The sequence below is a fragment of the Pseudomonas sp. Kh14 genome, assembly GCF_900291005.1.
Lineage (GTDB): Bacteria > Pseudomonadota > Gammaproteobacteria > Pseudomonadales > Pseudomonadaceae > Aquipseudomonas > Aquipseudomonas alloputida.
The window spans coordinates 192,536-217,242 of record NZ_OLKJ01000034.1; the positions used below are offsets into that span (position 1 = coordinate 192,536).

Below are 24,707 nucleotides of genomic sequence, written 5' to 3' on the forward strand. Positions count from 1 at the left end.
GAAACTGGTAGGACCAGTCAACATCTCACTCGACCCCGGCCGCTAGCAGGCGCACGCTGCATCAGTGACCGCTTTGCCAACAACAATAAAAACCGTTGCCGAGTGAGCCGATGAATATCTTGTACGACGAACGCGTCGATGGCGTGCTGCCTGACGTGGACCGGGCCGCCCTGTTGCAGGCGCTGCGCGATGCCCTGCCGGACCTTGAAATCCTGCACCGCGATGAAGACCTCAAACCGTACGAATGCGACGGCCTGTCGGCCTACCGCACAGTGCCATTGCTGGTGGTGCTGCCCGAGCACCTGGAGCAGGTGCAAACGCTGCTGAAGCTTTGCCACCAGCGCGGCGTACCGGTGGTTGCGCGTGGCGCCGGTACCGGCCTGTCCGGTGGTGCCCTGCCGCTGGCCAAGGGCATCCTGCTGGTGATGGCGCGCTTCAACCGCATCCTCGAGGTCAACCCGCAGGGGCGCTACGCCCGCGTGCAACCGGGCGTACGCAACCTGGCCATTTCCCAGGCCGCCGCACCCCATGGCATGTACTACGCACCAGACCCTTCCTCGCAAATTGCCTGCTCAATCGGGGGTAACGTCGCCGAAAACGCCGGTGGCGTGCACTGCCTCAAGTACGGCCTGACCGTACACAATGTGCTCAAGGTGGACATCCTCACGGTCGAGGGCGAACGCCTGAGCCTGGGCAGCGATGCCTTGGACAGCCCCGGCTTCGACCTGCTGGCATTGTTCACCGGCTCCGAAGGCATGCTCGGTATCGTCACCGAAGTCACCGTCAAGCTGCTGCCCAAGCCCCAGGTGGCGCGGGTGATACTGGCCAGTTTCGAAAGCGTCGAGGACGCTGGCCGGGCAGTCGCCGACATTATCGCTGCCGGCATCATCCCTGGTGGCCTGGAGATGATGGACAACCTGGCGATCCGCGCCGCTGAAGACTTCATCCATGCCGGCTACCCGGTGGACGCGGCGGCGATCCTGCTGTGCGAACTGGATGGCGTGGAAGCCGATGTTCACGACGACTGCGAGCGCGTCGCCGCCGTGCTGACGCAAGCCGGGGCCCGCGAGGTGCGCCTGGCCTGCGACGAAGCCGAGCGCGTTCGCTTCTGGGCCGGGCGCAAGAACGCCTTCCCGGCCGTAGGGCGCATCTCCCCCGACTACTACTGCATGGACGGCACCATCCCGCGCCGCGAGTTACCACGGGTACTCAAGGGCATCAGCGACCTGTCCGCGGAGTACGGCCTGCGGGTGGCCAACGTGTTCCATGCTGGCGACGGCAACATGCACCCTTTGATCCTGTTCGATGCCAACCTGCCCGGCGAGCTGGAGCGTGCCGAAGCGATCGGCGGCAAGATTCTGGAGCTGTGTGTGAAAGTGGGCGGCAGCATCACCGGTGAACACGGCGTGGGGCGCGAGAAGATCAACCAGATGTGCGCGCAGTTCAACAGCGACGAAATTACCCTGTTCCACGCGGTGAAGGCCGCCTTCGACCCCCAGGGCCTGCTCAACCCCGGCAAGAACATTCCCACCCTGCACCGCTGCGCCGAATTCGGCGCCCTGCACGTGCACCAGGGGCAACTGCCCTTCCCCGAGCTGGAGCGCTTCTGATGAGCATGGACCGCGACATGAGCCAGACGCTGTTGGAGCAGGTCAACCAGGCGCTGAACGAAGGTACGCCGCTGCGTATCCAGGGCAGCAACAGCAAAGCGATGTTGGGTAACCCGGTGGCTGGCGAAGTCCTCGACACCCGCAACCACCGCGGCATCGTCAGCTACGACCCCACCGAGCTGGTACTCACGGCCCGCGCTGGTACTCCCCTGCGCGAGATCGAGGCAGCCCTGCACGAGGCCGGCCAGATGCTGCCCTGCGAACCACCCCACCTGGGCCCCGAGGCCACCTTGGGCGGCATGGTCGCGGCCGGGTTGTCTGGCCCGCGACGGCCGTGGGCCGGGTCGGTGCGCGACTTTGTACTGGGTACACGGGTGATCACCGGCCACGGCAAGCTGCTGCGCTTTGGTGGCGAGGTGATGAAGAACGTCGCCGGCTACGATGTGTCACGCCTGATGGCGGGCAGCTTCGGATGCCTGGGGCTGCTGACGGAGGTTTCGCTGAAAGTGCTGCCACGGCCGCGCCTGTGCCTGAGCCTGCGCCTGGCGATGGGCCGCAATGAAGCGCTGGTCGAGCTGGCCGAATGGGGCCAGCAACCACTGCCGATCAGCGCCGCCTGCCATGACGGCGAAACGCTGTACCTGCGCCTGGAAGGCGGCGAAGGGTCAGTGCAGTCGGCACGCCAGCGGCTGGGGGGCGAAACGCTCGATAACCGCTTCTGGACCGACCTGCGCGAACAGCGCCTGACGTTCTTTGCCGACGACGCCCCTCTGTGGCGCCTGTCCGTACCCACCGTTACCGGCGAGCTGGACCTACCCGGCCAGCAACTGATCGACTGGGGGGGTGCTCAGCGCTGGCTCAAGACCTGTGCACCGGCGCAGGCCATTCGCGACCAGGTCGCCAAGGTGGGCGGCCACGCCACCTGCTACGCCCCCGGTGCAGCCAGCAGCCCGCCGCTGCCGGTTGCACTGATGCGCTATCACCGCGCCCTCAAGCAGCAGCTCGATCCCCAGGGGGTGTTCAACCCTGGTCGCCTGTACCCGGACCTGTGAGGCCAGCCCATGCAAACCAACCTTAGCGAAACATCGCGCCGTCTGGCCCGCGCCGACGAAGCCGAGCGCATCTTGCGCACCTGCGTACATTGCGGTTTCTGCACTGCCACCTGCCCCACTTACCAGTTGCTGGGCGACGAACTGGACGGCCCGCGCGGGCGCATCTACCTGATCAAGCAGATGCTCGAAGGCGAGCCGGTCACCGCCAGCACGCAATTGCACCTGGACCGCTGCCTGACCTGCCGCAACTGCGAAACCACCTGTCCATCCGGGGTGAAGTACCACGATCTGCTGGACATCGGCCGCGCAGTGGTCGAGCAGCAGGTGCCACGCCCGCTCGGCCAGCGCCTGTTGCGCCAGGGCCTACTTGCGGTGGTACCGCGCCCGGCACTGTTCAAGGCCCTGACCCGCAGCGGCCAGGTGCTGCGCCCGCTGCTACCGGCCTCAGTCAAACGCAAGTTGCCGGCGCAGGTCACCACACCCGGCCAGCGTCCGGCAGTGCGCCATGCGCGCCGGATACTGATGCTGGAAGGCTGCGTGCAGCCGGCCCTGTCACCCAACACCAATGCCGCTGCTGCGCGCCTGCTCGACCGCCTGGGTATCAGTGTGCAACCGGTCCGGCAGGCCGGATGCTGTGGCGCGGTGGACTACCACCTGAATGCTCAGGAGCAAGGCCTGCAGCGGGCACGGCGCAATATCGATGCCTGGTGGCCCGCCATCGAAGCGGGTGCCGAGGCTATCGTGCAGACCGCCAGCGGCTGCGGCGCGTTTGTCCGCGACTATGGCCACCTACTGGAGAAAGACCCCCATTACGCTGCCAAGGCGGCACGGGTCAGCGCCCTTTCCCGCGATCTGGTGGAGATCCTGCGCGATGAGCCGATCGAACAATTGGCCCTGTGCGCTGAACAGCGGCTGGCCTTCCACTGTCCATGCACCCTGCAGCACGCCCTGAAACTGGGCGGCGCGGTAGAAGCGTTGCTGACGCGGCTTGGCTTTACCCTGACCTCGGTGCCCGATGGCCACCTGTGCTGCGGCTCGGCGGGGACCTATTCGCTGACCCAGCCTGAACTGTCACTGCAACTTCGCGACAATCGTCTGAATGCGCTGGAAAGCGGTAAACCGCACCTCATTGCCACAGCCAACATAGGCTGCCAGGCCCACCTCGACGGAGCTGGTCGCACGCCCGTGCGCCACTGGATCGAAATCGTCGAAGCAGCCTTGAACCCGGAGCCCGACCATGCTTAGCAAGTTCGTTATCGGTCAGACCGAAATCGCCCGTGTATTGACCGCCGCCCGCCAGGAAGCCCAGGCCCGACAGTGGAGCGTGACCATCGCCGTGGTCGACGACGGTGGCCACCCGCTGGCCCTGGAACGCCTGGACGGCTGCGCACCGGCCAGTGCCTACATCGCGCTGGAAAAGGCCCGCAGCGCCGCACTGGGGCGCAAAGAGACGCGGGATTATGAAGAGATGGTCAATGGTGGCCGTACTGCATTTGTGACCGCCCCCCTGCTGACCAGCCTTGAAGGTGGCGTGCCGCTGCGGGTGAAAGGCCAGGTGGTGGGCGCCATTGGTGTATCCGGCGTCAAATCCGAACAGGATGCCCAGGTGGCCAAGGCGGGGGCTGCTGCCTTGTAGACCCTGGGGTTCGACCACCGCCCAGCATCTTAAGAAGTTTCCTACGCCTCCCTCAGAAGCGCCCTACTTGCCGCCCCTGCCCACAGAAAACATGATCGGCACTGGAGGACGCAAGGTCGCGACCCAGAGGAGGCTCCGCATGCACCCGTACGCCCGCCCCATCGCCGAACTGCGCAGCAGCCTGCGCGAAATGCTGGCCCATGACATGACCAACCCCGACAACGACCCGCACTTGTCGGGGGTCATGTTCTTCTGCGCCACCGATGAACATTCCCGTCAATTGATCGAACGCATCGAGTTGCTGGCCAGCGAGGTGTTCTTCGACGCGAACGGGCGGGCCATTTCAGAGCATATGAAAGCTTCGACGGTTGAAGGCGTGCGCATCAAGCGCAACCGCAACGCGCCGGAAGACGAAACCGTGATACGCATTGCCCTGGCAGAAAAAGGCTATATCACCGTCAGCACCGCTCGGCTCTGAGCGGTTGGCTCGGCCTCTTCGTAGCCTGTGACAAGCACCTGAGTCGCAGCCAATCCGCTATCCTGAGCAATCCTCCGCTCCGGACCCGCCCATGGAACTGCACATTCGCCTGGATGGCCGCAAAGGCCTGGCCGATCAGCTCTACCAGCAACTGCGCGATGGTATCGACAGCGGCCACCTGGCCGCCGGCACCCAACTGCCGCCTACCCGTCTGCTGGCTGAACAACTGGGCGTATCGCGCAAGACCGTGGCCGAGGCCTATTCGCGGCTGACCTACGATAACCTGCTCAGCGGCGTGGTCGGCCGTGGCACATTCGTCACCCCACGCCATCCGCTGCGCAGTAATGAATCAGCCACCCTCCCCTTGGCCGGCGCCGCCTCCCTCGAGCGCTGGCAGCAGCGCGCCACCGTGCTCAGCCAACGCCAGTTGCAGGCGCCATCGCGCTATGACTTCGTCGGTGGTGCTTCGAGCAAGGCACAGTTCCCGTTCGACCAGTGGCGTAGTTGCCTGAACTACGCCCTGCGCCGTAGCCAGCGCCACCATGAGCGGCAATTCCCGGCCCAGGGCTTGCCGGAACTGCGCGAAGCCATTGCTCACCACATCGCCTACTCGCGCGGGGTGCACTGCAGCGCAGCCGACCTGCTGGTGTGCAACGGCGCCCAGCAGGCGCTGGACCTGATCGCCCGGGTGCTGGTCGAACCGGGCTGCCAGGTGGCCATGGAAGATCCTGGCTACCCGCCGGCACGGCAGTTGTTCCTGGCCCTGGGTGCACGCCTGCAATCGGTGCCGGTGGATGATGAGGGCCTGTGCGTGGAACAGATCGCCGACGGCACCCGGCTGATCTACGTCACACCCTCGCACCAGTTCCCGCTGGGCATGCCGATGAGCGAGCCACGCCGGCATGCCCTGCTTGCGCGGGCCGCCGAGCTGGGTGCACTGATCATCGAAGACGACTACGACTGTGAGTTCCGCTACCACGGGCCAGCCTCGGACCCGCTGCAGCGTCTGGACCGGCATGGACTGGTCGCCTATGTCGGGACCTTTTCCAAGACCTTGCTGCCCGAGCTGCGCCTGGGCTATGCCGTGTTACCGCCTGCCGTACTGCAGGCGGCTTGCGTGGCCAAGCACCTTAGCGACTGGCACAGCCCTACCCTGCTGCAGTGGGCGCTGGCGCGCTTCCTTGGCGAAGGCCACCTGAACAAGCACATCCGCCGCTGCCACGAGGTCTACAGCGCACGCCGCGAGCGCATCCTGGCGCGCCTGGGCGGCGATCTGGCACCGTGGTTCAGCGCCATCCCCGCCAGCGCAGGCTTCCACCTCAGTGCCTTGGCCACACCCGGGGTGGATGTGGAGCTGTTGGCCAATCTCGCGCGCAAGGTAGAGGTCGGCCTGTATTCACTGGCTCCCTTCTTCAACGAGGCGCCGTTACGCCCGGGGCTATTGATGGGCTTCGGCGCCATCGAACTGCTGGACATCGACCCGGCGCTGGACCGGGTGCGCGATACCCTGCAACGCCTCAGTTGACCGGTGCGGCCTTGCCGGTTGCGGCCGGCCGGGCGATAGCCGCCGCATAGCCGCGCGGGTTGAAGCACGCGGTCACCAGCAGCATTGCCATCACGGTCACGGTCAACAGCGTCCACGAAGCCTGGAAGTCGCCACTGACATCCCGCAGCCAACCCGTGATATACGGCACGATGCCGGTGATGATGAAGCCGATCCCCTGTACGAACGCCGCCAGGCTGCCGGCTTCGGCAGGCGTTTTCAGGTGTTCCAGGGTCAACGTCAGGCACTGGCTGAAGCAGGCGCCCAAGCCAAAGCCGATCATGGCGACCCAAAGCCCGGAAGCCGCCGCAGGCACCAGCAAAAGCCCCAGGAAGCCCGCCAGCTGAATCGCCAACGCCAGCCACAAACCCGGGCGTCTATCGGCCCAACGTCGCAGAAGCAGCGGCAGGCCAAGCGCACCGAGCACCTGGAAGACGGTCATCAGGCCCACCAGGTCGGCACCGCCCTGAGCGCTGCCGCCATGCTCGATGTGGTAAGCCGGCAACCAGGCCACCATGCTGGTATAGCCGCCGTTGATCAGCCCGAAGTACAGGGCCAGCAACCACGCCCGGCGGGTGCCGAACCAGTGCCCGCCTGCGACCCCAGCCAGTTTTGGCGCCTCCTGCCTTGGCCGCAGCACGGCCCAGGCCAGCACCGCCAGCACGGCCGGGATCGCCCAAACGCCCAGGCCCGCCTGCCAGTAACCGAAATGGCCGCTGATGTGCGGCCCGAGTACTGCAGCCAGGCCGCCGCCGCTCATCAGCGCCGCCGAGTACAGCCCCATCGCCCCGGCCAGACGCCCGGGGAACCAGCGGTTGACCAGCCCCGGCATCATGCCCTGCACCACCGCCACGCCCAGGCCGGCGACCAGCGCACTGGCGATCAGCGCCCAGGCACTGTCCAGCTGCAGGCGCCACAGGCAGGCCAGGGCAATCGCGGCCAGACCCGCAAGCATGCCGCCGTGCTCGCTGACCCAGCGTCGCAGCCACGGTTGCAACAAGGGCACCAGGCCCATGCACAGCACCGGTAGCGCCGCCAGCAAGGCGGCCTGCTGGTAACCCAGGCCGGTGCTGGCGCGCATGGGTTCGAGTAAGGGGCCGATACTGGTCAGGATCGGCCGCAGGTTCAACGCCAGCAGGATCACCAGCAGCAGGTTCAGTACAGCTCTCATTGTGAGTCGGTTCTCTTGTAGCAGGAACTGGCCATTATCCCGGCTCGGCTGGCTTGGCAGAAATGAAGAGATTGGATGCAGGTCAGTGGCCACCTGAATGGACGGTTGGCCTCCCGCTTATGCGCAAAATTGGCTATCGGGGTGGCCAAAGAGCGGCGCTACAGTAGCGCCATGTCCATACCACACTTTTGGAGACTGCCATGCACAACCGTATCGAATGGGCCAAACAAGCGCCGCAAGCCTACAAAGCCATGGTCGGCCTGGAGCAGGCGCTGGCTAACAGCGGCCTTGAACACTCGCTGCTGGAGCTGATACGCCTGCGCGCTTCGCAGATCAACGGCTGCGCCTACTGCGTCAACCTGCACGCCAACGATGCGCGCAAGGCCGGTGAGACCGAAGCACGCCTGCAGGCCTTGTGCGTGTGGCAGGACACCAGCTACTTCACGCCGCGTGAACGTGCTGCCCTGGCCTGGGTCGAGAGCCTGACCCGCTTGCCTGAACGGGGTGCGCCGCAGGAGCAATATGAAGCCCTGCAGGAACACTTCGAGCCGGCCGAGGTGGCCAACCTGACCTTGGCAATTGCCACCATCAATGCCTGGAACCGGTTCGGCGTCGGCTTTGCCATGCTGCCGGCCTGATCCTTTCGGGTGGCCTGTGCTGGCCTATTCGCGGGCAAGCCCGCTCCTACAATTCTGTGCGTGCCCTGTAGGAGCGGGTTTACCCGCGAACACCGGCAGAGCCGGTGCCATCCACCGCGTTGGTTTCTTCGCGGGCATGCCCGCTCCCACAGGTAGAACGCAGGCCGGCCAGCCGCGCCCGGTAGCTCCCTGGGCTCTGCCCGGTCCATTTCTTGAACGCCCGGTGGAACGCACTTGGTTCCTGAAACCCCGCCTGCTCGGCAATTTCGGCAATGCTCAACGCGCCGTCGCGCAGCCGTTCGAAGGCCATGGCCCGGCGCACTTCATCCTTGATTTGCTGGTACGAACGCCCCTCCCGCTCCAACTGTCGGCGAAAGGTACTGGCACTGATCCCTTGTTGCTGCGCCAGTGCGGCCAATGTCGGCCACTGTCCATAGCGCAATGCCCGCAGGTGCCGATACACCTCAGCCACCAGCCCGTTCTGATTGCGAAAGCGGATCACCAGCCCCTGAGGTGCACTGCGCAGAAAGGTCTTCAGGGCTGCCCGGTCCTGCACCACCGGCAGGCGCAGGTAGGCGCTGTCGAACTCCACCTCGGTGCGTCCGCTGCCCAGGCGCAGGTCCGGCCCCCACAGCAGCAAGTCGTCCTCCTGGGCCGGGCGCGACACCGCGAGCTCCGTGCGGTCGATGGCAATCCGCCGCCCGGCCAGCCAGCACAGCATGCCGATCATCAGCACCAGGTAGGTTTCTTCGGCATAGACCTGGGTCAAGGGGTCGGCAATGTTCGACTGCACGCTGATCAACGCCCGGCCGCCACGTATCGTCAGGCTGCCACGCAGGTCACGCAGGAACAGGCCGAAGCCCCCCATGCACTGGCGCAAGGCCTTTTCAAGGTTCGGCTCGAGGATCAAACCCCGGCAGATCAGGGCAAAACTGCCCAGCGGCATGCCGTGGCTGTCGAGGCCAAAGAACTCATCGTCCAGGCGCTGGATCAACGCCAGCCACAGCTGGGCGAACGCCCTGGCCGGCACTCGCGCCTGAGGCTGATCGAGCAGCTGCGGGGCGATGCCCACCGCACGCAGCTGGGCATCACGCTCGGCGGGGGTGTCGCGCAGGGCGTGGAGCATGGCGTTGAGGAAGTACACGGCGACTGAATCGCTTTCGCGCATGGCGGTTTTCGCTGTCTATGCTGAGTGGCAAAAAGTGCCAGGTTGTTTGAACAGATTCGGCATAGGCTGCAACAGAGCCTTTGCCTAGACTCGAACCCACTTCGGGGCCGCCAACCATTCTCGCAGAGCCTGGCCCGGTCCCGCCACGCCTTCGCAATCGGAGCCCTTATGAGCAGCGCAGAAATCTACGTCGTCAGTGCCGTCCGTTCAGCCATTGGTGGCTTTGGCGGTTCCCTCAAGGACCTGCCGCTGGCCGACCTGGCCAGCGCCGTGACCCGCGCCGCCATCGAGCGTTCGGGCCTGGCCGCCGAGCAAGTCGGCCACCTGGTGATGGGCACGGTAATCCCCACCGAACCGCGTGACGCCTACCTGGCACGGGTTGCGGCAATGAACGCTGGCATCCCCAAGGAAACGCCGGCATTCAACGTCAACCGCCTGTGCGGGTCTGGCCTGCAGGCTATTGTCTCTGCGGCCCAGGGCCTGTTGCTGGGCGACACCGATGTGGCCGTCGCGGCCGGCGCCGAATCCATGAGCCGTGGCCCTTACCTGCTGCCACAGGCGCGCTGGGGTGCACGCATGGGTGACCTGCAAGGCATCGACTATACCGTCGGCGTGCTGCAGGACCCGTTCCAGCACTTCCACATGGGCATCACTGCCGAGAACGTTTCGGCCAAGCACGGCATTACCCGCGAAATGCAGGACGAACTGGCCCTGACCAGCCAGCGCCGCGCCGCTCGTGCGATTGCCGAGGGCCGCTTCGCCAGCCAGATCGTTGCGCTGGAACTGAAAACCCGCAAGGGCAGCGTGCAGTTCAGTGTCGACGAGCATGTGCGTGCTGATGTGACCGCCGAACAACTGGCCGGCATGAAGCCGGTGTTCAAGAAAGACGGCACCGTCACCGCCGGCAACGCCAGCGGTATCAACGATGGCGCCGCCGGCCTGGTGTTGGCCACCGGTGACGCGGTGCGCCGCCTGGGCCTTAAGCCACTGGCACGCCTGGTGGGCTATGCCCACGCCGGGGTGGAACCCGAACTGATGGGCCTTGGGCCGATCCCGGCCACCCGCAAAGTGCTGGAAAAAACCGGCCTGAACCTGCAAGACCTGGATGTGATCGAGTCCAACGAAGCCTTCGCTGCCCAGGCCTGCGCCGTCGCCCGCGAGCTGGGCTTCGACCCGGAAAAGGTCAACCCCAACGGTTCGGGCATCTCACTGGGCCACCCGGTGGGTGCCACCGGTGCGATCATTGCCACCAAGGCCATCCATGAACTGCAGCGTATCCAGGGTCGCTACGCCCTGGCCACGATGTGTATCGGCGGTGGCCAAGGCATCGCCGTCGTGTTCGAGCGCGTCTGAGGGAGGCTGACACATGAGCATTGAACAGATCGCCGTGATCGGCGCGGGCACCATGGGCAACGGCATTGCCCAGGTGTGCGCCATTGCCGGCTACCAGGTGCTGCTGGTGGATGTTTCCGACGCTGCGCTCGAGCGCGGCGTGGCCACCTTGAGCAAGAACCTCGAGCGCCAGGTCAGCAAAGGCACCCTCGACGCCGACAAGGCCGCAGCCGCCAAAGCACGCATTCGCACCAGTACCGACTACACCCAGCTCAGCGCTGCACACCTGGTGATCGAAGCGGCGACCGAGAACCTGCAGCTCAAGCAGCGCATCCTGCAGCAGGTGGCAGCCAACGTTGCCGCCGACTGCCTGATCGCCACCAACACCTCGTCGCTGTCGGTGACCCAACTGGCCGCCAGCATCGAGCACCCCGAGCGCTTCATTGGTGTGCACTTCTTCAACCCGGTACCGATGATGGCGCTGGTGGAGATCATTCGTGGCCTGCAGACCAGCGACCACACCTACGCCCAAGCGCTGGTGGTGACCGAAAAAGTCGGCAAGACCCCGATCACCGCCGGCAACCGCCCGGGCTTCGTGGTCAACCGCATCCTGGTGCCAATGATCAACGAGGCGATCTTCGTGCGCCAGGAAGGCCTGGCCAGTGCCGAGGACATCGACACCGGCATGCGCCTGGGCTGCAACCAGCCGATCGGCCCGCTGGCCTTGGCTGACCTGATCGGTCTGGACACCCTGCTGGCGATCATGGAGGCCTTCCATGAAGGCTTCAACGACAGCAAGTACCGCCCTGCTCCACTGCTCAAGGAAATGGTCGCGGCCGGCTGGCTGGGGCGCAAGAGCGGTCGCGGTTTCTTCACCTACTGAGGACCAAGCGCCATGCCCCCGGTCAATGCCGCAATGCGCTGTGCCAACTTTGAGGAGCGACGTGACCGGGCCATGGCATTGTTTGCCGAAAAGGGCTTTGGCCAGGTCAGCATGCGCGAGCTGGCGGCCCATGTGGGGCTGACCGCCGGCTCGCTGTACCATCACTTTCCCAGCAAGCAGGACCTGCTGTACGACTTGATCGAAGAGTTGTACGAAGAGCTGCAGGCCACCCTGGACCAGGCCCGCCGGGCCATGGCCCGTGGGGCATCGGCGTTGAGCTGCCTGATTGCTGCGCACTGGCAGCTGCATGCCGAGCGGCCTCTGCAGTTCCGGCTGGCCGAACGGGATTTGTGTTGTTTGAGTGAGGCGCAACAGGCGCACCTGGCGTCGTTGCGCAAGCGCTATGAGGCAGGTTTGTTGCGCCTGATCGCACCGCAAGCGAAACTGCCGGGGCAAGCGTTGGACGCCACAGCGCATGTACTGGCGACGCTTCTCAACCAGTTGCCGGGATTGCTCAAAGCAATGCCTGAAGAGCAGGGGTTGGAGCTGATGGAAAACTTGCTGGTCGGGGGGATTGAGCGGACGCTGCGATAGCCTGCAACGGTCTTTTCGCGGGTTTGCCCCGCGAAAAGACCGGATGCCTCAGCGCAACAGCGACTGGATCTGCTCGTGCAAGGTGTCCAGGTCAAACGGCTTGGCCAGGATAGGGGCCTTGCGGGTGATCGGGCTGCCAGATTCGAGAATCTCCGCCGGGTAGCCGCTGATGAAAATCACCTTCAGGTCGGGCCGCAACTTCACCGCAGGCTCGGCAATGTCCACGCCCGAGATCCCCCCCGGCAAACGGAAGTCTGTCACCATCAGGTCCAGGTGCGGTTTGCTGGCCAGGATGGCAAACGCCTGCTCGCCATCTTCGGCCACCAGGACGTGGTACCCCTCACCCGCCAGGTAATCGCGCAAAATCATGCGAATCGCCGGCTCATCCTCGACGACCAGAACCACATCTTGTGCATCTTCACTCATGTTAACGCCTTGAAATACTTACAGTTGGCCATCAGACCCCAGGCTTACACAGAGGTTGCCCGCGCCTGGTCGTTTTGTTCTTTGAATGTTGCCAGCGGCAATTGCAGGGTGAATGTGGCACCCTTGCCCTCCTCGCTTTCAACCTGTATCCGACCACCGTGCGCCTGGACGATCTGCTCGGAGATGTACAGCCCCAAGCCCAGACCTCCGCTGGCCTGCTGGGCCGCGACCCGCTCGAACTGCTGGAAGATCCGCTGCTGGTTGGCGGCGCTGATACCGATGCCGTGATCCTGCACCTGCACCCAGGCCATGCCGCCCTGCTCGAACACCCGTACCTGCACCGGATTGCGCTCGCCGTAACGCATTGCATTGGACAACAGGTTGGCCACTACTTGTTCAATCCGGAATTCGTCCCACTCCCCCTTCAGCGCTTCGCAACGCTGCAATTCGATGTGTGTTTCCAGGGCCATGGCCTGCGCCGTGAAGTTTTCCACCAGCCCACGCACCAGTTGGCCCAGATCAAACAGTTTGGGCCGCAGCGACAGTTTACCGGTACGGATGCGCGAAACATCGAGCATGTCCTCTACCAACCGGATCAGGCTGTTGATCTGCCGTTCGTCGCGCTCGACCATGGCCTGCAGCTTGTCGACACTGAACGCGTCCAGGTTGCCCCGTGCCAGGTGCATCTTGCGCAACTGGGTTTCCAGGATCAGGCCATTGAGCGGCGTACGCACCTCGTGGGAGACGATCGACATGAAGTCGTCACGCATGCGCACGGCGTGCTCCAGCTCACACCTTGCCACCTGCAGCTGGCTGAGCAGCAGCTCCTGTTCCTGGCGGCTCTGCTCAAGGGCCTCTAGTTGACGGCCAAGCACCTTGCGTTGGCGGAACAGGTCGACGAACACCGAGACCTTGCTTTTTACCGCCAGGGTGTCGAGCGGCTTGTGTAGAAAGTCCACGGCCCCGCTCTCGTAGCCCTTGAAGGCATAATTCATCTCGCGTCCCGCCGCACTGACGAAGACGATCGGGATGTGCTTGGTCTTGTCGGTACCGCGCATCAGCTCGGCCAGTTCGAAACCGTTCATGCCCGGCATCTGCACATCGAGAATGGCCAGTGCGAACTCGTGCTCAAGCAGCAACGACAAGGCTGCCTCGGCAGACTGTGCCTGGTGCACCTCACGGTCCTCGCCCTGGATCAGGGCATCGAGCGCCAGCAGGTTTTCCGGCAAGTCGTCGACAATCAGCAGTTTGGCGGTGGTGTGGCTTAGCATGCGCTGTATTCCAGGGTCGCGAGCAACTGCCCGATACCGCTCAGAGTAAGGATATGGTCGGGCTGGTGCTGGGCCAGGGCGGCCTCCGGCATCAGGGCAACCTGTGCGTCACGAGGGTCCTGGACGATCGTGCGCCCCCCATTGTTCTTGATGTAGGCAAGGCCCCTGGCGCCGTCTTCGTTGGCCCCGGTGAGCAGCACACCCAGCAGGCCATCGCCATAGGCATCGGCCGCCGAGATGAACAGGAAATCGATCGCCGGGCGCGAGAAGTGCACGGGTTCTTCCTGGCTCAGCGACAGCGTCAGGTCGCGCTCCACCGACAAGTGGTAACCCGGCCCCGCCACATAGATCTGCCCGCTGCTGATGCTCTCCTTGTCACGTGCCTCACATACCGGCCGATGCAGCCGCCGCTGCAGCACGCCAGCCAGTTGGCTGTGGCGGTCGTCCGGCAGGTGCAGCACGCAGAGCACCGGTATGGCGAACGCCGATGGCAGCGTGCCGAGCACCTGGAACAATGCCGCCACGCCTCCCGCCGAGGCGCCGATCACCACTGCGCGTACGCCGCTCATGATTTACGGAAGATCCGTTGGGGCTTGACCAGCGGCTCGAAACGATCGCTGTAGGCCGAAAAGTCCACCGATTCCTTGCTACCCAGCACCAGGAAACCGCGGTGGCAGAGCGACTCATGGAACAGGCCCAGCGCCCGATCCTGCAGGTCCTTGTTGAAGTAGATCAGCACATTGCGGCACGACACCAGTTGGGTCTCGGAGAACACGCTGTCGGTGGCCAGGCTGTGGTCGGCGAAGGTCACATTGTCGCGCAGGCTGCTGTCCATGATGGCGTTGCCATAGGCGGCGGTGTAGTACTCGGCGAAGTCACGCCGGCCACCGGCCAGGCGGTAGTTTTCCTCGTACTCGCGCATGCTCTGCATCGAGTAGATGCCCTGCTTGGCCCTGTCCAGCGAATGCGGGTTGATGTCGGTGGCGTAGATGATGGTGCGTTCAAGCAGCCCTTCCTCACGCAACAGGATGGCCATGGAATACACCTCCTCCCCCGTGCTGCAGCCCGCGATCCAGACTTTGATCGACGGCCAGGTGCGCAGCAGCGGCACCACTTCGTTGCGCACGGCAAGGAAGTGGTCAGGGTCACGGAACATCTCGCTGACCGGGATCGTCAGGTATTGCAGCAGTTGCATGAACATGCCCGGGTCGTGCAGCACACGTTCCTGCAACGCAGACACCGTCAGGCAATCGAACTGACGCAGCGCGTGGAGAATCCGGCGCTTGATCGAAGCGCCGGAATAATTGCGGAAATCGTAGCTGTACTTGAGGTAGATCGCCTCGATCAGCAGTCGGATCTCAATGTCGGTGTTGCGTTCGCTAGTCAAATTCGCTCCAGTTGCGGCAGCCAGACACGGATCAACGAGAACAGGCGGTCCAGGTCGATCGGCTTGGCCAGGTAATCATTGGCACCGGCTTGCAGGCAACGCTGCTGGTCATCTTTCATGGCCTTGGCGGTCACGGCGATGATCGGCAGTTTGCGCCAGCGCGGTTGCTGACGGATCAGGCGGGTGGCCTCGAAGCCGTCCATCTCCGGCATCATCACGTCCATCAGCACCAGGTCGATGTCGTCGTGCTGCTCCAGGCGCTCGATGGCTTCGCGCCCGTTGCGGCCGATTTCGACAATGGCGCCCTTGTGCTCCAGGGCGCTGGTCAGGGCGAAGATATTACGCACATCGTCGTCCACCAGCAGCACCTTGCGGCCCTCGAACACCTTGTCGCGGCTGCGCGCGGTCTTGAGCATGCGCTGACGCTCGTTGGACAGCTGCGATTCGACCTTGTGCAGGAACAGCGTTACCTCGTCGAGCAGGCGCTCCGGCGAACGTGCGCCCTTGATGATGATCGAGCGTGAATACTTGAGCAGGTCGGCTTCTTCCTCGCGGGTGAGGTTGCGGCCGGTATACACGATCACCGGCGGGAAGGCGCGGATATCCTCGGCGGTCATGCGCTTGAGCAGCTCGTTGCCGAGCATGTCTGGCAGCTTGAGGTCGATGATCATGCAGTCGTAGATGTTCTGGCGTAACAGCGCCAGTGCATCCTGGGCCATGGCGACGGCCGTGATCTCGACATCGTCATCGCCGATCAGCCGGGCGATGCTCTCGCGCTGCAGGTCGTCGTCTTCCACCAGCAGGATGTGCTTGAGCTTTTGCGTGAGCTTGGCTTCCAGGCGAGCGAACACCTCCTTGAGCTCCTCGCGGCTGGTGGGTTTGACCGCATACCCCACCGCCCCCATGTGCATGGCCGCCTCGACGCGGTCTTCCACCGAAATGATGTGCACCGGGATATGGCGGGTGCTGGCCTGCTCCTTGAGGCGCTGCAGGACGGTCAGGCCTGAGTGGTCGGGCAGGCGCATGTCCAGCAGGATCGCATCCGGAATGTACTGGGCTGCCAGCTCGAAGCCTTCGTCGGCGCCATGGGCCACCAGGCAGCTATAGCCCAGCTCATGGGCCAGGTCGAAGAGGATGCGGGCAAAGTTGGGCTCGTCTTCGATCACCAGAATGCATCGGGTATCGAAAGGGGCCCGCTCGCGGTCGTCGGCAAAGGCCGGCGCCGGGCGCATGACAGTGGCGGCCAGCGGCACTTGCGGTGCAGGCGGCAACGCATCGACGGCCGGGCGCAGGCTTTGCGGCTCGATGTCTTCGGCCTCGGCGGCATAGCGCTCCGGCAGAATCAGGCTGAACACGCTGCCTTGCCCGGGGCTGCTGTCGACATTGATCTGGCCACCGAGCAAATGCGCCAGGTCACGGGAGATCGACAGACCCAGGCCAGTGCCACCATAACGGCGATTGCTGGTGCCATCGACCTGGTGGAAGGCGCCGAAGATCGCCTGCTGTTGATCGGCCGCAATGCCGATGCCGGTGTCACGGACTGCGAACACGATACCGCTGCCAGCCTGGAAGCTGACGTTCATGCTGACCTGGCCACGCTCGGTGAACTTGAGGGCGTTGGACAGCAGGTTCTTGAGGATTTGCTCCAGGCGCTGACGGTCGGTGAACAGCGTGACCGGTACCTGCGGCTCGACCTTGACCTCGAAGGCCAGGCCCTTGTGACCGGCAAGCGGCTGGAACATGCCGCGCAAGCCCTCGACCAGGCGCTCGACCTGGGTGGTTTCGGGCCGTACTTCGAGCTTGCCGGCCTCGACCTTGGCGATATCGAGAATGTCGTTGATAAGGTTGAGCAGATCGTTACCGGCCGAGTAGATGGATTCGGCGAACTTGACCTGCTCCTCACTGAGGTTGCCTTCACCGTTCTCAGCCAACAACTTGGCCAGGATCAGCGAGCTGTTGAGCGGCGTGCGCAGCTCATGGGACATGTTGGCGAGGAATTCGGACTTGTACTTGCTCGATCGCTGCAGGTCGTCGGCACGGGCCTGCAGCTCCAGCTGCGCCTGGCTCAGCTCATCGTTCTTGCGGTCCAGCGCATCGGTGCGTTCCGACAACTGCTCGTTGGTCTGCTCGAGTTCGGCCTGTTGGGTTTCCAGATGGGCTTGAGACTCCTTGAGCACCCGTGACTGCTCTTCGAGCTCTTCGTTGGCAGTCTTGAGTTCTTCCTGCTGCACCTGCAGCTCTTCATTGAGTTGCTGGGTTTCAGCCAGCACTTCCTGCAAGCGCTGACGATAACGGGCACTCTCGATCGACATGCCCAGGTTGCCGCCGACCCGCTCCAGCAGCTCTTCATCCCGTTCTTGCAAGGGGCGCAGGAAACCCAGCTCGATCACCCCGTTGATCTGCCCGTCTTCGGTCGCCGGCATCAGCAATGCACTGCGCGGCAAGCCACTGCCCAGGCCGGAACTGAGGCGATAGAAATCTTCGGGCAGTTCCTCCAGGCGCAGCAAGCGGCCTTCGCGGACCGCCTGGGCCAACAGGCCATGGTGATCCGACTCGATCTGCTCGCGGGCCTGCTCTTCGGTACTCAGGCCATAACAGGCCACGCGCACCAGCCGGCCATGCTCGTCGCGCACGTACACGGCGCCCACCACGCTGCCCAGATAAGAGGCAAAGAAGCGCAGGATGTTCTCGCCAAGCATGGGCAAGGTCAGCTGCCCGAGCACCTGCTGCGTCAGCTGGGTCTGGCCGGTGCGCAACCAGGCCTGGTGCTCCAGGCGCTGCGCCGAGCGTTGCTGGGCTTGCAGGTTTTCAGCGTAGTTGGCCGAAAGTGCCAGCAGGTCACGACGGCCCAGGTAGGCCAGCAATGCACTGAGGCCGACAATGAACAGCACGAAAGCCGAAATCGCCGTCACAGTGACGGCACTGACTTTTTCGTTACGGGCCATGCGCAGTTGTTGTTCGGTAATGATCAGGTCATCGAACTCCTTGCGGATTTCATCGGTGATGCGCTTGCCCCGGCCATTGCCGATCGAGGCCTGGTAATCGCCCTGGCTGCGGCGCAGGCTGATCATCTCGTTACCGAAGTCGTTCCAGGCCTGCTGCAAGGCCATCAGCCGGTCAATACGGTCAACCTGCTGCGGGTTGTCCTCGACCATGCTGCGCAGGCTTTGCAGGCTGCCGAGAATGCGTGGCTTGGCCACCTCGTAAGGGTCAAGGAAGCGCTCGTCGCCCGTGATCAGGAAACCGCGCATGCCCGTTTCCATGTCGATCGACAGCTTGACCGTTTCGTTGGCATTGCCGATCACCCGGTCGGTGTGCTCGACCCACTGCATGGCCGAAAGCAGGTAGTTGATCACCGCGACGAAGGCCACTGCCCCCAGCAGGCCAACCCCCAGGGGGAGGCCGATGTTACGGCTCAACAGCTTGCGAAAGCTTCGCTGGTCCATCGTGGCTGCTTGAATCATGAGAAGACGCCCGAGCTAGAAAAGTCCATTGAAAAGAGTGGCCGATCAGTCGTTATTGTTATCTGCCACTGCGCTGTCCTGATAAGCGAGTCTAACCAGCTTTGACAGCTCTGGCAGGGCATTTAGCCAGTATTTGAAGGTTGCTTTCGGCAATCGTTCCATCTATTTGCATGGAGCGGTATCCTCGGGAACTTCTGATGCCGCGCGGTGCACAGATTAAAGACACTGATTTGTACAGGATTTGAACCATGCACCTTCTGGTAGTCGAAGACGACGACATCGTACGTATGCTGATGGTCGAAGTGCTCGACGACTTGGGCTACAAGGTCATCGAGGCAGAAGACGCCACAGCCGCCCTGCGTGTACTTGAAGACCCCAGCCAGGCGCTGGCACTGATGATGACCGATGTGGGGCTGCCGGACATGCGAGGTGAGGTGCTGGCGGGTAAAGCGCGCGAACTGCGGCCGTTATTACCGGTGCTGTTCGCCAGCGGCTACGCCGACAGTCTCAATGTGCCGGAGGGCATGCACCTGATCGGCAAGCCGTTCAGCATCGACCAGTTGCGGAACACGGTGGTGGGTATTCTGGGTACCCCTTGAGCACCGCGTCGCCTGTTTCGCTCGTAGGCGCGGGCTTGCCCGCGAAGAGGCAGGCACATGCAACCCACCTCACAGCTCTCTGCGCAGCAGATAGGTATCCATGATCCACCCCTTGCGCGCCCGCTCCCGCTCGCGCACTTCCAGTATCTGCACCTTCACCGCCTGCAGCGGCCCGGCAATCAGCACTTCATCCTCGGTCCCCAGGTACGCGCCCCAGTAGATGGTCAACGCCGGGTCATCGAGCCCGGCAAAGGCGCACTGCCCGTCGAGCATCACCACCACATTGTCCACAGGCCCCTGCTCGGCCAGGCGTCGCCCCGGCAGCACGGTCAGGGGCTCGCCGATGCGGTTGAGCGGCACCTGGTGCCGCGCCGCCAGCGCCTGCACACTGCTGATGCCAGGGATGACCTGCAAGCGCAGCGTCACGCCCTGTTCGCGGACCAGGTCGAGTATGCGCAGGGTGCTGTCGTAGAGGGTGGGCTCGCCCCACAGCAGGAAGGCACCTGTTTCACCGTCGCCAATTTCCTCCTCGATCAGGCGCGCATACAGCGCAGCACGCTGCCGGTGCCAGTTCTGCACCGCGCCAAGGTAGTCATCCGCCTGCACATCGCGCAACGGGTCGACCACCGGCACCAGGCGATAACCACCTTCGGGGCGATAGCGCTGCAGAATGGCCTTGCGCAGGCGCACCAGTTCATCTTTGTCGTCGCCCTTGTCGAGCACGAAGAACACGCTGGCACTGCGCAGCGCATCGACCGCTTCATAGGTGACCTGGCGCGGGTCACCCGCGCCGATGCCGATCAACAACAGGTCTTTCATTGCCCTGCCCTTTGCGGGAACCCGCCACCATTGTCAGGCGGCTACCGGTATTTGGCAAAGCAGCCGCTTAGAAGATCGAGAAGTTGTAGCTGACAATGACCCGCGTCTCATCCATGTCACGCGCCCACCTTTCATAGTTACTGCGGTAAGTGGAATTACGCAGACGTACGCTGACATCCTTGAAGGTGCCACTTTGCACCTGGTATTTGAACTCGGTGTCGCGTTCCCACTCCTTGCCTTCGGCACTGCTGCCCGGCACCTTGATATTGTCGCCGTTGATATAACGGGTGAAGAAGGTCAGGCCGGGTACACCCAGCGCCTTGAAGTCGTAGTCATAGCGAACTTGCCAGGAGCGCTCCTGTGCAGCGGCGAAATCATTGACCTGGGCGTAGTTGACCAAGTACGGGTTGCTACCATCCAGGTACGGCATGGCACTGTTGCCATACATGCGCTGCCAGCCGGCGCTGAGCTTGTGGCCACCGAGGCTGTAGCCAAGCATGCCGCTGAAGGCGCGATGGTCGATTTCACCCGCATGGGCATTGCCGATGTCATCACTCTTGATCAGGCGCACGTCAGCCGACAGGCTGCCCACCGGCAGCGGCTGGCTGGCCACCAGGCCGAGGAAGTGCTGACGGTAGATATTCTCCAGTTTGGCCACTTGGTACTGGGCGCTGAAACGCTCGTTAAAACGGTAGTCGACACCGGCCAGGTCGAAGTGGTCGGCGTCGGTATCGCAGGCATAACGCTTGTTCTTGCAGTGCACGCGGATGTCCTGGCGATCGGTGGAATCCCGAGCGGTGTATTTGTCCAGGCGAGCCAGGGTGAACTTCAGGTCGTGCAGTTCTTCAGAGGTGAGCATGGCACCCTGGAACAGGGTCGGCAGCAGACGGCCATCGTTGTACTTGAGCAACGGGACATCCGGCATCATCGAACCGTACTTGAGCACGGTATTGGACACCTTGATCTTGGCCGCCAGGCCCATCTTCGCATACTGGTCGGCCGAGTGCCGGGGGTCGTGGCCAGACGAGGGCAGCAATCCACTGTTGCTGTCGGCCGGGCTGGAATCCAGTTTGAAGCCGAACATGCCCAGCGCATCCACACCAACACCTACCGGACCTTGCGTATAACCCGATTGCACATTGAGGATAAAGCCTTGCGCCCACTCTTCGCGCTTGGATGCGCCCTGGCTGGAACTGCTGTAACCGTCCCGGAAGTCGCGGTTGAAATAGACATTGCGTGCTTCGACCTTTGCACTGCCGTCTTCAAGAAACCCGGCAGCCTGGACGTTGACACCGGCACACAACAGAAACAGGCCGGTAACACGGCGCCCAGGGGCGAGGGGGAAAGGGGAAAACATGCGAGGAAACATCCAGAATGAAGACGATTTAACAACCTGTGGCACGTGTTGGCCACGGTACTGCGGCAGGTCCGAACATGAGTCAGCCATCATCTGAAATGATCGCGCAAAGGCTCTGGCGCGGGCCATTGGACCATGGTCTAGGCCCCCTGTCGTGCAACCGCAGAAAAACCGGCAAATACCGCGCGCAAAACTAGGAAAGTTCCCGCCTTACTTGCAAAAAGTTAGCAGTTTACCCAGTAGCGATGAATGACTACACTCGATATCAGCGAACAGTGGAACCCAACTGCGTGGCCGGCGTTTTTACGCGTCTTCAATGTTCGTCACGCCCTGCCACGACCGACGTACAGGAGTGATTACAGTGTCCAGACTTGCAGAGTTTCGTGCTGCCGAAAAAGCGCTCCAGGAACAGATGGCACAACTGGAAGCGTTGAAAAAGGATGCCGGCCTCAAACGCGAAATCGAATTCGAGCAGAAACTAGTCGGCCTGATGAAAAGCTATGACAAGAGCCTGCGCGATATCATCGCCATCCTCGACCCGAAGGCTGTGGCCCGCGCTTCCAGCACATCGCCCAAGCAACAACGCCGCCCGCGGGTGGTCAAGGTCTATCAGAACCCGCACACCGGCGAGCGAATCGAGACCAAAGGCGGCAACCACCGCGGCCTCAAGGCCTGGAAAGAACAGTATGGGGCCGCCACGGTAGAAAGCTGGGTACGCTGATGAAATGCCCACACAGGCTTCACACTTTTTTCACAAGGGCTGGCTCAGTATCGAAACAGCTAAAGGACTAGCGACCCCATCACGCGCCCGCACATGCGGGCCTCTAATTTCAGCGCCCTGCCTTCGCAGGGCGCTTTCATTTGCGCAATCGGCGCACTGCCGTATCATGGCCAGCCTGTCTGTTTTGCCGGCGCCCTGTGCCCGGCCCCGTCTCAGGAGTTCCCATGAGCCTGCACGATCTGCAAACCCTGCCTGGCGTCACCGCGCAACCTGACGCCGCCACCGCCCAGTTCGTCTTCAACCACACCATGCTGCGGGTCAAGGACATCGAGAAGTCGCTGGACTTCTACACCCGCGTGCTGGGCTTCCGCCTGGTGGACAAGCGTGACTTCCCTGAAGCCGCTTTCAGCCTGTACTTCCTGGCCCTGGTCGACCCTGCCCAGATCCCCGCTGACGACACCGCCCGCCACCAGTGGATGAAGGCGATCCCCGGCGTGCTGGAGCTGACCCACAACCATGGCACCGAAAACGATGCCGAGTTCGCCTACCACAATGGCAACACCGACCCACGCGGTTTTGGCCACATCTGCATTTCGGTACCCGATGTCCGCGCCGCTTGCGCGCGTTTCGAGGAACTGGAAGTGCCGTTCCAGAAACGCCTGCAGGACGGCCGCATGAACCATCTGGCCTTCGTCAAGGACCCGGACGGTTACTGGATCGAAGTGATCCAGCCAACCGAGCTCGAAGGCTAAGTGCTCGTCGCGGCGCGCTCGTCAGGCCGGGAACTCCCGGCCTCTTGCTGTGGTATATGAAGGTAACTGCTTCACAAACCACAGCGAGGTAAGGACGATGCAATCTCTTCACTGTGAATACCGCGAGCACACTATCACCGCCAGCGTAATGCCCCATCCCGACTCCCCCCTGCCCTATGCCGCCGGCTGCCTGATCACGGCACCGGACGGGCACACCAGCAAGCGCATGTCGATGCCAATGCAGTTCTTCTCCGACCTTGAGAATGCACAGCGTGTGTCGCTGGCCCATGGCCGGGCACTGGTCGACAAACAGCTGGATAACGGGCACGACGTGTTCTGATCCGGGTTTCACCTGTACCCCCTTCGCGGCTGATGCCGCGAAGGGGGTAGGCGTCATCAGGTCGCCCGCGCGTATGCCACCGCCGCATCCACCTGCTCCTGCGACGGCCTGACCCCGGTGTACAACACGAACTGTTCCAGCGCCTGCAGCGCAATGACCTCCAGCCCAGTGATCACCGGCTTGCCCAACGCCTGAGCCCGGCGAATCAACGGCGTCTGCGCCGGCATCGCCACTACATCGAACACCCGCTCCGCCGCCGAGATGGCGTTCTCGGGAAACGCCAGCTCTTCTGCCTCCTGCCCGCCTGCCATACCGATCGGCGTCACGTTCACCAGCATCGGCGGGCAGAGGTCACCTGGCTCAGGCACCCAGCGATAACCACAGACATCCGCCAACTGACGCCCGGCCTGCTCGTTGCGTGCAACGATGATGCCTTCGGCAAACCCGGCATCGCGCAAGGCGCTGGCCACGGCCTTGGCCATGCCACCGCTGCCTCGCAGGGCAAAGGCCGTGCCCGGATCGACCTGATGCTGCACCAGCAATTGGCGCACGGCCAGGTAATCGGTGTTGTAAGCCTTCAGGTGCCCATTGCAGTTGACAAGGGTATTGACCGACTCGATGGCCGCCGCCGAGGGATCGATTTCGTCGACCAAGGCCATGCAGGCCTCCTTGTACGGCATCGACACCCCGCAGCCGCGAATACCCAAGGCGCGGATCCCTGCCACGGCCGCCGGCAGGTCATCGGTGCGCATGGCCTTGTAGTAGAAGTCCAGGCCCAACTGCTGGTACAGGTGGTTGTGAAAGCGCACGCCGAAGGTGCCAGGGCGACCGGCCAGAGAGATGCAAAGCACGGTGTCCCGGCTGGGAGTTGTCGGCATAAGAGGCTCCTTGGTCATGACTGAAACGTTTATTCAGCGTAACAGAGTCAGCCACTGGTCGTCCCTTACACAACCTTTACCGTTCCCCTGTGCTCAGCTGACAGACACCGGAGTCATAGTAACAGGGCCCCGGACGTGGGGTTTTCCTGCGGGGTTGTTTTATGAACCGTCTCATTCCCGGAATCGTCCTGCTGGTCGGTGCCCTGGCCATCAGCGGGCCTGCAGCAGCTCACGGTGGCTATGGCAGCCATGGGCACGGTGGTTGGTATGGGCCGGGGCCCCTGCTGGGTGCGGCAGTGGCCGGCGCGGTGGTTGGGGCGACGGTTTATGGCGGCCATGACCGTACTGTGTATGTTGAGCGCCAGCCGGTCTACTACGCCCCGCCGGTGTACGTACAACCGCCTCCACAGCCGGTGTACTACCAGCCCTACTACGCGCCTCCTCCGCCGCCACCGGGCTACCGCACCTATTATGGGCCGCCACCGGTGTATTACGGGCCACCGCGCTGGTAATGGTTGACAGGACCAATGATCACTATTGAGGAAGTTGATTTCAAACATATCCGGCTGCTGCGTATGGTAGAGCCAT

25 protein-coding genes are annotated in these 24,707 nt (G+C 63.3%); 15 read left to right on the forward strand and 10 right to left on the reverse strand.

What is annotated here, in order from left to right; translation table 11 throughout:
• Nucleotides 1-110: 110 nt before the first annotated feature.
• The 6 genes from glcD to FQ668_RS17945 all read left to right on the forward strand — a co-directional run bounded on the left by glcD (nt 111) and on the right by FQ668_RS17945 (nt 6,301).
• Nucleotides 111-1,610 carry a glycolate oxidase subunit GlcD gene (gene glcD, locus FQ668_RS17920; RefSeq protein ID WP_019438348.1) on the forward strand — a complete coding sequence of 500 codons (1,500 nt, stop codon included), beginning with the start codon at nt 111-113 and terminating at the stop codon, nt 1,608-1,610.
• Entirely contained in the window at nt 1,610-2,662 is a 1,053-nt protein-coding gene (gene glcE, locus FQ668_RS17925) for a glycolate oxidase subunit GlcE (RefSeq protein WP_014590531.1), read from the forward strand. Before glcD ends, glcE begins: the two co-directional genes overlap by 1 nt.
• 9 nt (nt 2,663-2,671) lie before the next feature.
• Nucleotides 2,672-3,907: a glycolate oxidase subunit GlcF gene (gene glcF / locus FQ668_RS17930; protein ID WP_014590530.1), complete on the forward strand. Its 1,236-nt coding sequence runs from the start codon at nt 2,672-2,674 to the stop codon at nt 3,905-3,907.
• Nucleotides 3,900-4,298: a heme-binding protein gene (locus FQ668_RS17935; protein ID WP_014590529.1), complete on the forward strand. Its 399-nt coding sequence runs from the start codon at nt 3,900-3,902 to the stop codon at nt 4,296-4,298. The genes glcF and FQ668_RS17935 overlap by 8 nt, the downstream gene beginning before the upstream one ends.
• A 139-nt stretch (nt 4,299-4,437) precedes the next feature.
• The gene (locus FQ668_RS17940) at nt 4,438-4,776 is read left to right on the forward strand and encodes a hypothetical protein (RefSeq protein ID WP_012051955.1); all 339 of its coding nucleotides are present in this window, start codon (nt 4,438-4,440) and stop codon (nt 4,774-4,776) included.
• 91 nt (nt 4,777-4,867) lie between these two features.
• Entirely contained in the window at nt 4,868-6,301 is a 1,434-nt protein-coding gene (locus tag FQ668_RS17945; protein ID WP_076402907.1) for a PLP-dependent aminotransferase family protein, read from the forward strand.
• Here FQ668_RS17945 and FQ668_RS17950 read toward each other — a convergent pair.
• Entirely contained in the window at nt 6,294-7,490 is a 1,197-nt protein-coding gene (locus tag FQ668_RS17950) for a CynX/NimT family MFS transporter (protein WP_144180442.1), read from the reverse strand. The two genes, FQ668_RS17945 and FQ668_RS17950, sit on opposite strands and share 8 nt — an antisense overlap.
• A 200-nt stretch (nt 7,491-7,690) precedes the next feature.
• Between FQ668_RS17950 and FQ668_RS17955 the strand changes: the two genes are divergently transcribed.
• Nucleotides 7,691-8,128: a carboxymuconolactone decarboxylase family protein gene (locus tag FQ668_RS17955; protein WP_144180444.1), complete on the forward strand. Its 438-nt coding sequence runs from the start codon at nt 7,691-7,693 to the stop codon at nt 8,126-8,128.
• Nucleotides 8,129-8,207: 79 nt separating this feature from the next.
• Here the strand turns inward: FQ668_RS17955 and FQ668_RS17960 are convergent, their stop codons facing one another.
• Nucleotides 8,208-9,296, reverse strand: a complete 1,089-nt coding sequence (locus FQ668_RS17960) for an AraC family transcriptional regulator (RefSeq protein ID WP_144180446.1) — start codon at nt 9,294-9,296, stop codon at nt 8,208-8,210.
• A 168-nt stretch (nt 9,297-9,464) separates the two neighbouring features.
• Here FQ668_RS17960 and FQ668_RS17965 point away from each other — a divergent pair, with 168 nt between their 5' ends.
• From FQ668_RS17965 to FQ668_RS17975, 3 genes are read left to right on the forward strand one after another with little or no spacing between them, the layout of a single operon-like run.
• A complete protein-coding gene (locus tag FQ668_RS17965) occupies nt 9,465-10,649 on the forward strand; it encodes an acetyl-CoA C-acyltransferase family protein (protein WP_003256172.1) in 1,185 nt (394 codons plus the stop codon).
• 13 nt (nt 10,650-10,662) lie between these two features.
• On the forward strand, nt 10,663-11,511 hold the full coding sequence (locus FQ668_RS17970) for a 3-hydroxybutyryl-CoA dehydrogenase (RefSeq protein ID WP_014590524.1): 849 nt from the start codon (nt 10,663-10,665) through the stop codon (nt 11,509-11,511).
• A 12-nt stretch (nt 11,512-11,523) separates the two neighbouring features.
• Nucleotides 11,524-12,105: a TetR/AcrR family transcriptional regulator gene (locus tag FQ668_RS17975; RefSeq protein WP_010954588.1), complete on the forward strand. Its 582-nt coding sequence runs from the start codon at nt 11,524-11,526 to the stop codon at nt 12,103-12,105.
• 48 nt (nt 12,106-12,153) lie between these two features.
• Here the strand turns inward: FQ668_RS17975 and FQ668_RS17980 are convergent, their stop codons facing one another.
• The 5 genes from FQ668_RS17980 to FQ668_RS18000 are packed head-to-tail and all read right to left on the reverse strand — an operon-like array spanning nt 12,154 to nt 18,653.
• Nucleotides 12,154-12,531 carry a response regulator gene (locus tag FQ668_RS17980; RefSeq protein WP_003256176.1) on the reverse strand — a complete coding sequence of 126 codons (378 nt, stop codon included), beginning with the start codon at nt 12,529-12,531 and terminating at the stop codon, nt 12,154-12,156.
• A gap of 44 nt (nt 12,532-12,575) precedes the next feature.
• On the reverse strand, nt 12,576-13,802 hold the full coding sequence (locus FQ668_RS17985; RefSeq protein ID WP_010954589.1) for a hybrid sensor histidine kinase/response regulator: 1,227 nt from the start codon (nt 13,800-13,802) through the stop codon (nt 12,576-12,578).
• Complete coding sequence (locus FQ668_RS17990; protein WP_014590523.1) at nt 13,796-14,371, reverse strand: chemotaxis protein CheB; 576 nt, start codon at nt 14,369-14,371, stop codon at nt 13,796-13,798. Before FQ668_RS17990 ends, FQ668_RS17985 begins: the two co-directional genes overlap by 7 nt.
• Entirely contained in the window at nt 14,368-15,189 is an 822-nt protein-coding gene (locus FQ668_RS17995; protein WP_010954591.1) for a protein-glutamate O-methyltransferase CheR, read from the reverse strand. Before FQ668_RS17995 ends, FQ668_RS17990 begins: the two co-directional genes overlap by 4 nt.
• Nucleotides 15,186-18,653, reverse strand: a complete 3,468-nt coding sequence (locus FQ668_RS18000) for a response regulator (RefSeq protein WP_023389376.1) — start codon at nt 18,651-18,653, stop codon at nt 15,186-15,188. The genes FQ668_RS17995 and FQ668_RS18000 overlap by 4 nt, the downstream gene beginning before the upstream one ends.
• A gap of 248 nt (nt 18,654-18,901) precedes the next feature.
• On the opposite strand from FQ668_RS18000, the gene FQ668_RS18005 reads away from it, so the two are divergent.
• On the forward strand, nt 18,902-19,252 hold the full coding sequence (locus FQ668_RS18005) for a response regulator (RefSeq protein ID WP_019438353.1): 351 nt from the start codon (nt 18,902-18,904) through the stop codon (nt 19,250-19,252).
• 69 nt (nt 19,253-19,321) lie between these two features.
• Here the strand turns inward: FQ668_RS18005 and cobF are convergent, their stop codons facing one another.
• Nucleotides 19,322-20,071 (reverse strand): precorrin-6A synthase (deacetylating), encoded by a 750-nt coding sequence (cobF, locus tag FQ668_RS18010; protein ID WP_019438354.1) that lies wholly within the window; start codon nt 20,069-20,071, stop codon nt 19,322-19,324.
• Between the two features lie 67 nt (nt 20,072-20,138).
• Nucleotides 20,139-21,428, reverse strand: a complete 1,290-nt coding sequence (locus tag FQ668_RS18015) for an OprD family porin (protein ID WP_019438355.1) — start codon at nt 21,426-21,428, stop codon at nt 20,139-20,141.
• A 361-nt stretch (nt 21,429-21,789) separates the two neighbouring features.
• On the opposite strand from FQ668_RS18015, the gene FQ668_RS18020 reads away from it, so the two are divergent.
• The 3 genes from FQ668_RS18020 to FQ668_RS18030 all read left to right on the forward strand — a co-directional run bounded on the left by FQ668_RS18020 (nt 21,790) and on the right by FQ668_RS18030 (nt 23,241).
• Nucleotides 21,790-22,149, forward strand: a complete 360-nt coding sequence (locus FQ668_RS18020; protein ID WP_014590518.1) for a histone-like nucleoid-structuring protein, MvaT/MvaU family — start codon at nt 21,790-21,792, stop codon at nt 22,147-22,149.
• Between the two features lie 224 nt (nt 22,150-22,373).
• Entirely contained in the window at nt 22,374-22,901 is a 528-nt protein-coding gene (gene gloA / locus FQ668_RS18025) for a lactoylglutathione lyase (RefSeq protein ID WP_014590517.1), read from the forward strand.
• A gap of 97 nt (nt 22,902-22,998) precedes the next feature.
• Nucleotides 22,999-23,241, forward strand: a complete 243-nt coding sequence (locus FQ668_RS18030; RefSeq protein WP_019438356.1) for a hypothetical protein — start codon at nt 22,999-23,001, stop codon at nt 23,239-23,241.
• A gap of 56 nt (nt 23,242-23,297) precedes the next feature.
• On the opposite strand, the gene FQ668_RS18035 is transcribed toward FQ668_RS18030, so the two are convergent.
• On the reverse strand, nt 23,298-24,119 hold the full coding sequence (locus tag FQ668_RS18035) for a shikimate 5-dehydrogenase (RefSeq protein ID WP_014590515.1): 822 nt from the start codon (nt 24,117-24,119) through the stop codon (nt 23,298-23,300).
• A gap of 161 nt (nt 24,120-24,280) precedes the next feature.
• On the opposite strand from FQ668_RS18035, the gene FQ668_RS18040 reads away from it, so the two are divergent.
• Nucleotides 24,281-24,631 carry a hypothetical protein gene (locus FQ668_RS18040; RefSeq protein ID WP_014590514.1) on the forward strand — a complete coding sequence of 117 codons (351 nt, stop codon included), beginning with the start codon at nt 24,281-24,283 and terminating at the stop codon, nt 24,629-24,631.
• The last annotated feature ends 76 nt before the right edge of the window (nt 24,632-24,707 follow it).

Coding starts and splice junctions, on each gene's coding strand:
- glcD (WP_019438348.1), top strand. CDS start 111: ATGAATATCTTGTACGACGAACGCGTCGATGGCGTGCTGCCTGACGTG.
- glcE (WP_014590531.1), top strand. CDS start 1,610: ATGAGCATGGACCGCGACATGAGCCAGACGCTGTTGGAGCAGGTCAAC.
- glcF (WP_014590530.1), top strand. CDS start 2,672: ATGCAAACCAACCTTAGCGAAACATCGCGCCGTCTGGCCCGCGCCGAC.
- FQ668_RS17935 (WP_014590529.1), top strand. CDS start 3,900: ATGCTTAGCAAGTTCGTTATCGGTCAGACCGAAATCGCCCGTGTATTG.
- FQ668_RS17940 (WP_012051955.1), top strand. CDS start 4,438: ATGCACCCGTACGCCCGCCCCATCGCCGAACTGCGCAGCAGCCTGCGC.
- FQ668_RS17945 (WP_076402907.1), top strand. CDS start 4,868: ATGGAACTGCACATTCGCCTGGATGGCCGCAAAGGCCTGGCCGATCAG.
- FQ668_RS17950 (WP_144180442.1), bottom strand. CDS start 7,490: ATGAGAGCTGTACTGAACCTGCTGCTGGTGATCCTGCTGGCGTTGAAC.
- FQ668_RS17955 (WP_144180444.1), top strand. CDS start 7,691: ATGCACAACCGTATCGAATGGGCCAAACAAGCGCCGCAAGCCTACAAA.
- FQ668_RS17960 (WP_144180446.1), bottom strand. CDS start 9,296: ATGCGCGAAAGCGATTCAGTCGCCGTGTACTTCCTCAACGCCATGCTC.
- FQ668_RS17965 (WP_003256172.1), top strand. CDS start 9,465: ATGAGCAGCGCAGAAATCTACGTCGTCAGTGCCGTCCGTTCAGCCATT.
- FQ668_RS17970 (WP_014590524.1), top strand. CDS start 10,663: ATGAGCATTGAACAGATCGCCGTGATCGGCGCGGGCACCATGGGCAAC.
- FQ668_RS17975 (WP_010954588.1), top strand. CDS start 11,524: ATGCCCCCGGTCAATGCCGCAATGCGCTGTGCCAACTTTGAGGAGCGA.
- FQ668_RS17980 (WP_003256176.1), bottom strand. CDS start 12,531: ATGAGTGAAGATGCACAAGATGTGGTTCTGGTCGTCGAGGATGAGCCG.
- FQ668_RS17985 (WP_010954589.1), bottom strand. CDS start 13,802: ATGCTAAGCCACACCACCGCCAAACTGCTGATTGTCGACGACTTGCCG.
- FQ668_RS17990 (WP_014590523.1), bottom strand. CDS start 14,371: ATGAGCGGCGTACGCGCAGTGGTGATCGGCGCCTCGGCGGGAGGCGTG.
- FQ668_RS18000 (WP_023389376.1), bottom strand. CDS start 18,653: ATGATTCAAGCAGCCACGATGGACCAGCGAAGCTTTCGCAAGCTGTTG.
- FQ668_RS18005 (WP_019438353.1), top strand. CDS start 18,902: ATGCACCTTCTGGTAGTCGAAGACGACGACATCGTACGTATGCTGATG.
- cobF (WP_019438354.1), bottom strand. CDS start 20,071: ATGAAAGACCTGTTGTTGATCGGCATCGGCGCGGGTGACCCGCGCCAG.
- FQ668_RS18015 (WP_019438355.1), bottom strand. CDS start 21,428: ATGTTTTCCCCTTTCCCCCTCGCCCCTGGGCGCCGTGTTACCGGCCTG.
- gloA (WP_014590517.1), top strand. CDS start 22,374: ATGAGCCTGCACGATCTGCAAACCCTGCCTGGCGTCACCGCGCAACCT.
- FQ668_RS18030 (WP_019438356.1), top strand. CDS start 22,999: ATGCAATCTCTTCACTGTGAATACCGCGAGCACACTATCACCGCCAGC.
- FQ668_RS18035 (WP_014590515.1), bottom strand. CDS start 24,119: ATGCCGACAACTCCCAGCCGGGACACCGTGCTTTGCATCTCTCTGGCC.
- FQ668_RS18040 (WP_014590514.1), top strand. CDS start 24,281: ATGAACCGTCTCATTCCCGGAATCGTCCTGCTGGTCGGTGCCCTGGCC.